We start from the raw sequence: 7,203 nt of genomic DNA, 5'->3' as shown, positions 1-7,203 counted from the left end.
CGCAGGGTCAGGACCGCCCCCTTGGGCCCGATGTCTATGCGTTCGATACAGGCCGTCTTGCAGTTCGCCTTGATGCCTACGATGCGCAGCAGCTGTTTGGCCTCATCCGGCAGAGGACCGAAGCGGTCGATCAGTTCGGCGGCAAGCGCCTCGCGGCCTTCCGTGTTCTCGGCGTCCGACAGGCGGCGATAAAGGCTGAGCCGCACGTTCAGGTCCGGGACGTAATCCTCTGGAATCAGGACGGCCGCGCCCACATTGATGGCCGGCGACCAGCCCCGGTCGGGCACGCCGGCGCCCTCGCCCGATTGGCGCAGTTCAGCGACGGCGTCCTCGAGCATCTGCTGGTACAGTTCGACCCCGACCTCGCGAATGTGGCCCGACTGCTCGTCGCCGAGCAGGTTGCCGCCGCCGCGCTGGTCCAGATCGTGGCTGGCCAGCTGGAACCCGGCGCCGAGGTTGTCGAGCGACTGCAGCACCTGCAGCCTGCGTTCCGACGACAGGCTGACCGGCCGATCCGGCGGCGTGGTCAGATAAGCGAAGGCACGCGCCTTGGCCCGACCGATCCGGCCCCGGATCTGGTGCAACTGAGCCAGGCCGAACATATCGGCCTTGTGCACGATCAATGTGTTAGCCGTCGGAACATCAAGTCCGGACTCAACGATCGTCGTTGACAGCAGCAGGTCGTAGCTGCCGTCGTAGAAGGCGCTCATCACGTCTTCGAGCTGGGTCGGCGACATCTGGCCGTGTCCGACCACGAACTTGACCTCGGGCACCTTCTCGCGAAGGAATTGCTCGATGTCGGGCAGGTCCGACAGGCGCGGGACGACATAATAGGCCTGCCCGCCGCGGTATTTCTCGCGCAGGAGGGCTTCGCGGACCAGCACCGGGTCCCACGGCGTAACGTAGGTGCGGACCGCCAGACGATCGACCGGCGGCGTGGCGATGATCGACATCTCGCGAATGCCTGACAGCGCCATCTGCAGCGTGCGCGGGATCGGCGTGGCGGTCAGGGTCAGCAGGTGCACGTCGGCCCGCAGGGACTTCAGCTTCTCCTTGTGCTTGACCCCGAAGTGCTGCTCCTCGTCGACGATGACGAGGCCGAGGTCCTTGAACCCGACCTGTTCGCTCAGGACGGCGTGGGTGCCGACGACGATCTCGAACGAGCCGTCCTTCAGGCCCGCCCGGGTCTCTACCGCGTCCCGGGCGGTGACCATCCTCGACAGGTGACGCACCTTGACCGGCCAGCCGGCGAAGCGCTCGCTGAAGGTCTTGAAGTGCTGGCGGGCCAGCAGGGTCGTCGGGCAGACCACCGCCACCTGCTGCCCCGTCATGGCCACAACGAACGCGGCGCGCAGCGCCACCTCGGTCTTGCCGAAGCCGACGTCGCCGCAGATCAGGCGGTCCATCGGCGTGCCCTTGCCGAGGTCTTCCAGCACGTCGCCGATGGCGTTCAGTTGGTCGTCCGTCTCCTCATAGGGGAAGCGGGCGCAGAACTCGTCGAACAGCCCGTGCGGCGGCGTGATCGGGTCCGAGGTCCGCAGCGACCGCTTGGCCGCCAGGGCGATCAACCCCTCCGCCATGTCGCGCAGCCGGGCCTTGGCCTTGGCCTTGCGCGCCTGCCATCCGGCGCCGCCCAGACGATCCAGTTGCGCCCCGTCGCTGTCGCTGCCGTAACGGGTCAGGAGGTCGATGTTCTCGACCGGCAGGTAGAGCTTGCTGTCGCCGGCGTAGAGCAGTTCGAGGCAGTCGTGCGGCGCTTGCTGGATCTCCAGCGTCTTCAGACCCTCGTACCGTCCGATGCCATGGTCGAGGTGGACGACCAGATCGCCGGTGGTCAGAGCCGAAGCCTCGGCGAGGAAGTTCGACGCGCGCCGCTTCTTGCGCGGCCGCGCCAGCCGGTCGCCGAGGATGTCGGTCTCGGAGATGACCGCCACCGCGTCGGTCTCGAACCCGTGCTCGACCGGCAGGACCCCCCGCAGATAAATGTCCTTCGGCGCGGTCAGCACATCGGCCCAGCCGCGGACCGGAAGGACATGCTCCAGCCCGTGGTCCGCCAGCATGGCGGCCAGCCGTTCGGACGAGCCTTCGGTCCACGAGGCGAACAGAACCCGCTTGCCCGCCTTGTTCACCGCCTGCGCGTGCCGGGCCACGGCCTCGAACAGATTGACGCTGTCCTGCGCCCGCTCGGCTGCGAAGCTCCGGCCCAGCCGGCCGCCCGCGTCCTCGCCCGGTCCTTGGAACGGCGAAAGGCGGCGAACCCACCGCCCGGCCAGGGCGGTGTTCCAGTCGCCGTCGTTCATATAGAGCCGCTCGGGCGGAAGCGCCCGGTAGGCCGAGCCTCCCTTGCCCATGGCCGCGTCGCGCCGCGCTTCGTAGGCGTCGCGCGTCAGGTTCCAGCGCTCGGCACGCGCCGCCTCGGCCTGGTTGTCGAGAAACACGCGCGCGTCGTCGGGCAGATAGTCGAACAGCGTCTCCAGCCGCTCGTAGAGCAGCGGCAGCCAGTGCTCCATGCCCTGCCGTCGCGCGCCCTCGCTGATGGCCGCGTAGAGCGGATCGTCACCGGCCGCGCCGAACAGCTCCAGATAGCCGGTTCGGAAGCGAGAAATGCTGTCGGCGTCGAGCAGGGCCTCCGACACCGGCGCAAGCGCCACCTCGCGCAACTGGCCCGTCGAACGCTGGGTGCCCGGGTCGAAGGTGCGGATCGACTCCAGCTCCGAGCCGAACATGTCGAGGCGTACCGGCTCGTCGAAGCCGGGCGGGTACACATCGATGACCCCGCCCCGGACGGCGAACTCGCCGCGTTCCGACACCGTTGAGGCGCGCATATAGCCGTTGGCGGCGAAATAGCGTTCCAGCGCCGCCGTATTAAGGTCCAGCCCGACCGTGGTCTCGAACCCCGCCCCCCAGGTCACCTCGCGCGGGGGCGTCCGCTGCATCGCCGCCCCGACGGTGGTCACGACCAGCACTGGCCGGCTCTCGCCCGCGGGTCGCTGAGCGAGCCGGGTTAGGGCCGCCATGCGCTCGGCGGACACCGAGGAGGTCGGGCTGAGGCGGTCGTAAGGCAGACAGTCCCACGCCGGAAATTCTAGCACTTCGATATCTTGGGCGAAGAACCGAAACGCCTGGACGAACTCGCCCATGCGGGCGTAGTCGCGGGCGACGAACACGCCCACGCCGCCGTCAGCTTTCAGCCGCTCGGCGACCGTGAGGGCGTCCAGTCCTTCTGGGGCCCCGCCGAGGTCCTGATCGCTGCGTTTCGGAGCCGCGCCGTCCATCAACCCGCGCCCTCGGCCACGGCGGCAGCGACGTGGTCGCGCATGAAGCCGCGGATCTTCGTCATCACAGGGGTCTCGTACTCAAGGGGCGTCGGCGCCGTGCCGATGATCCAGGCGTAGAGTTCATGATCGTCGTCCCAGCCAAGCAGGGCCTCCAGTGAGTCCAGGTCATCGTCCGCCAGCGTCGGCCCGACCTGATCGACGAACGGCCCCAGAACGAGGTCGGCTTCGCGGAATCCCCGCCGCCAGGCACGGAAGGCGATCCGGCCCAGCCGCTCACGGCGATCCTCGTTCGGACGTGCGTCGATGTCGGCCACAAGAATCCTTGCCCGGTCGGTCGTAAACAGGAGCGGTCAGATAGCGTTCCCCCGCGCGTTTCGCCAGCTATGCTGTCCGGCCATGAGGCCGCAGATTCTCTTTCCCCTGTTTGCGGAAGTCTCCACCCTCAAGGGCGTGGGACCAAAGGTGCTGCCGCTGGTTCAGAAGCTGGCAGGCGGGCTGGTCCGCGACCTGCTGTTCCTGTCTCCGTCCGGCCTGATCGTGCGCCGGCCGATGACGGCGACCAACGCGGTCGAGGGCCAGGTCGGGATCTTCGAGGTCTCCATCGACCGCCTGATCGTGCCGGGCAAGCCGGGCGCGCCGATCAAGGTGCGGGCGACCGACGACACCGGCTTCGTCCACCTGATCTGGTTCGGGGGTTCGGCTCAACACATCGACCGGCTGCTGCCCAAGGGGCAGCGACGGCTGGTCAGCGGCAAGGTCGAGCGATTCAACAACGAGGTCCAAATCGTCCACCCGGACGTCTATGGGCTGGATCAGGCCGACGAGATCGCCGCCGTCGAGCCGGTCTATCCGGCGACGCAGGGGCTGACCTCCCGCGTCCTGCGCAAGCTGGTCCAGCAAGCCCTGGCGCTCGCGCCGGACCTGCCGGAGTGGCAGGACGAGGCCTGGTTGGCGAAGACGCGCTGGCCCGGATGGCGAGCGGCGCTGGCGGCGCTGCATGCGCCCAACTCGGAGATGGACATCTCGCCCGACACGCCGGCGCGGCAGCGGCTCGCCTACGACGAACTGTTCGCCCACCAGCTGGCGCTCGCACGTCGGCGGCGTGCGCGGCAGATCACCCCCGCCCCGGTCATCCAGCCGGGCGAGGCGTCGCGGCTGTTGCTGGAGGGCTTGCCCTTCCACCTGACAGGCGCCCAACAGCAGGCCGTGGCGGAAATCCGCCGCGACCTAGCCTCGGGCGAACAGATGGGCCGCCTGCTGCAAGGCGACGTCGGCTCCGGCAAGACGGCTGTCGCCGCCCTCGCCATGGCCGACGCCGCGGCATCCGGCTTCCAGGCCGCCCTGATGGCGCCGACCGAGATACTGGCGCGTCAGCATTTCCAGCGGCTCGGCCCGATGCTGGAGGCGGCGGGCGTCGCCACTGTCCTGCTCACGGGTCGCGACACTCCGGGCGAGCGCCGGGCCCGTCTATCCGCGCTGGCGTCGGGAGAGGCGGCCGTCGCCATCGGCACCCACGCCCTGTTCCAGGACGCCGTCCGGTTCGATCGGCTGGCCCTGGCGGTCATCGACGAGCAGCACCGCTTCGGCGTCAACGAACGCCAGCGACTGCAGGCCAAGGGCGACCCCCGCACCGGCGGCGTGCACCTCCTGACCATGTCAGCCACGCCGATCCCGCGCACGCTGGAGCTGACCCAATATGGGGAGCTCGAAGTGTCGCGCCTGACCGAGAAGCCGCCGGGTCGGACGCCCGTAGCCACCGCGGTCCTGCCGCTCGCCCGCATCGGAGAGGTGGCGAAGCGGTTGCGGGCCGCCATCGACGCCGGCGCGCAGGCCTACTGGATCTGCCCCCTCGTGGCCGAGAGCGAGGCGTCGGATCTCGCCGCCGCCGAAGCGCGCGCCGCCGACCTGCGGCGCATCCTGAAGATCGAGGTCGGTCTGGCACACGGGCAGATGCCGGGCGCGGAGCGGGAGGCGGTGATGGCGGACTTTGCCGACGGCCGCTTGCCCCTGCTGGTGGCGACGACCGTGGTTGAGGTCGGCGTCGACGTGCCCAACGCGACCATCATGGTGATCGAGCACGCCGATCGCTTCGGCCTGGCGCAGCTGCACCAGCTCCGGGGCCGGGTCGGCCGGGGAGCCAAGACCAGCGCCTGCATCCTGCTGTACGGCGGCGGCGATGAGGGTCTCGGCGAGACGGCGCGGACGCGGCTGGAGACGTTGCGGCGCACCGAGGACGGCTTCGAGATCGCCGAGGAAGACTTCCGTCTGCGCGGCGGCGGCGATCCGCTCGGCCTCAGGCAGAGCGGCTTCCCCGCATACCGGTTCGCGGACCCCATCCGTCATCGGTCGCTGATGCTCGCGGCGGCGGACGACGCCCGGCTGGTGCTGGGCCGCGATCCTGATCTCACCTCATCGCGTGGGGAGGCCGTGCGGACGCTGGAGGCGCTGTTCGACTGGCGGAACGACCGGCCGGGCGCCGACTAGACACCGTGCTTCGCTGTCCAGTTCGCCAGCCGCGTCTGAACGTCTGCTTCAATATCGCCATAGAACAGATTGTACGGGCGTGATTTTCTACGATCCGCCCACCCGCCCGTCTCGCGGAATGACTCAGTGGTTGGATCCGTATGCCGCAGCAAACCCTCACGACACTGGGTCGCGATCTCGCGCGCCATCAGGGCGGGCCGGGCGCCCCACTCAAGCCCGGTGGCGTTGGTGGCGCCCTTGTGCGAACGCGCCGGGACAGCCCGTGTGTCGGTCGTGCCCGTCACCGGGTTGACGCACAGGGCCTGACGTCCCGCCAGCTCGACCAGATGCCCGCGCGCATCCCAGACCAACGCCCGACGCAGCCGTCGCCGCGCGGCGCCGTCATTGTCCTCGCCGACAGGAGACCAGCCGACGACGCAGCCTATCTGGTCGCGGCGGGAGCAGGCGGGAACCTCGGCAGCCAGCGCTTCAGCGGCCGCCACCGTATCCATCAGGTAGACCGCGACGAGCCGGTCCCGAAGCGCGGAATCCGGAGCCACCCGTTCGCGGACCAGCCGCTCGACAAGATCGCCGCCCTGCTCCACGCCGGCCAGAACGATCGGACCCCCGGGGTGGCGGGCGAGCCACGCGTCGAAGGCGGCGGCAATGTCCCGGTAGGCGAACGCGCGCGCTTCCCGGGCGTCTTCCCGCAGCGTCAGCCGGGTATAGACGCTGCCCTGACGGTACAGCGGCGCGCTGATCGCCCCGGCGCGGGCGAATGGACCGGCGTGGTTGGGCAGGACCACCCGCCGCAGCCAGGCGTCGGCCTCCCGGTCGCCGATCGGCCCGTTCCAGTGCTGACCGCCGTCATAGGTGGTGGAGTGGACGAAGAAGATCGCGGCGGGGCCGGACTCCGGCGTGCGGGCGCCCCTGAGCGCCCAAGCCGCCGGATCGGCGTAGTTCGGCGGAGGCGGAGGCCGATAGGTCTGGAACGGCACCTGGGGATCAAGCCCCGCCCTCAGGATATCGCCTCTCCAAACGGCGACTGCGGCGGCGAGCAACAGCACGAACAAGAGGCCGGACCAGCCGACCCATTGCCGGAACGTCAGCCGCGACCGTTTCACCGGTAAGGGTCCGCCGTGTCGAGGAAGCCCTGGACGTAGCGACGCACGCCCTCCTCCAGCGGCGTCGACTGGCCCGAGAAGCCCGCGGCGCGGATGCGGTCCATCCGGGCCTCGGTGAAGTACTGGTACTTGTCGCGGATGCTCTCAGGGGTGTCGACGTAGGCGATCCGGGGCTCCCGACCCGCCGCCGCGAAGGTGGCGTGGGCCAGGTCGAGGAAGGACCGCGCCTGGCCCGAACCGGCGTTGAAGACGCCCGACACCTCCGGCGCCTCCAGCAGCCATTCGACGATGTCGACCACGTCGTCGACGAAGACGAAGTCCCTCATCTGTCCGCCGTC

5 protein-coding genes are annotated in these 7,203 nt (G+C 69.5%); 1 reads left to right on the top strand and 4 read right to left on the bottom strand.

Going from position 1 to position 7,203, the window contains the following annotated elements; translation table 11 throughout:
- Positions 1 to 3,275 (bottom strand): transcription-repair coupling factor (mfd, locus tag VGB60_RS11515; RefSeq protein WP_331038392.1); only part of this gene is annotated, 3,275 nt, incomplete at its 3' end.
- Positions 3,275 to 3,592, bottom strand: coding sequence for a succinate dehydrogenase assembly factor 2 (locus VGB60_RS11510; RefSeq protein WP_331038391.1), 318 nt, complete (start codon positions 3,590 to 3,592; stop codon positions 3,275 to 3,277). The genes VGB60_RS11510 and mfd, both read right to left, overlap by 1 nt.
- 82 nt (positions 3,593 to 3,674) lie before the next feature.
- On the opposite strand from VGB60_RS11510, the gene recG reads away from it, so the two are divergent.
- On the top strand, positions 3,675 to 5,762 hold the full coding sequence (gene recG, locus VGB60_RS11505; protein ID WP_331038390.1) for an ATP-dependent DNA helicase RecG: 2,088 nt from the start codon (positions 3,675 to 3,677) through the stop codon (positions 5,760 to 5,762).
- On the opposite strand, the gene VGB60_RS11500 is transcribed toward recG, so the two are convergent.
- The gene (locus VGB60_RS11500; RefSeq protein ID WP_331038389.1) at positions 5,759 to 6,865 is read right to left on the bottom strand and encodes a DUF3089 domain-containing protein; all 1,107 of its coding nucleotides are present in this window, start codon (positions 6,863 to 6,865) and stop codon (positions 5,759 to 5,761) included. The two genes, recG and VGB60_RS11500, sit on opposite strands and share 4 nt — an antisense overlap.
- On the bottom strand, positions 6,862 to 7,203 hold a 342-nt coding region (locus tag VGB60_RS11495; protein WP_331038388.1), incomplete at its 5' end, for an NAD-dependent epimerase/dehydratase family protein. The genes VGB60_RS11495 and VGB60_RS11500, both read right to left, overlap by 4 nt.

It is taken from the genome of Brevundimonas sp. (assembly GCF_036399195.1).
In the GTDB taxonomy this organism is placed as follows: Bacteria; Pseudomonadota; Alphaproteobacteria; order Caulobacterales; family Caulobacteraceae; genus Brevundimonas.
Note: the sequence above shows the minus strand (reverse complement) of the source record. Positions and strands in the feature narration are given on the sequence as shown.

Coding starts and splice junctions, on each gene's coding strand:
- recG (WP_331038390.1), top strand. CDS start 3,675: ATGAGGCCGCAGATTCTCTTTCCCCTGTTTGCGGAAGTCTCCACCCTC.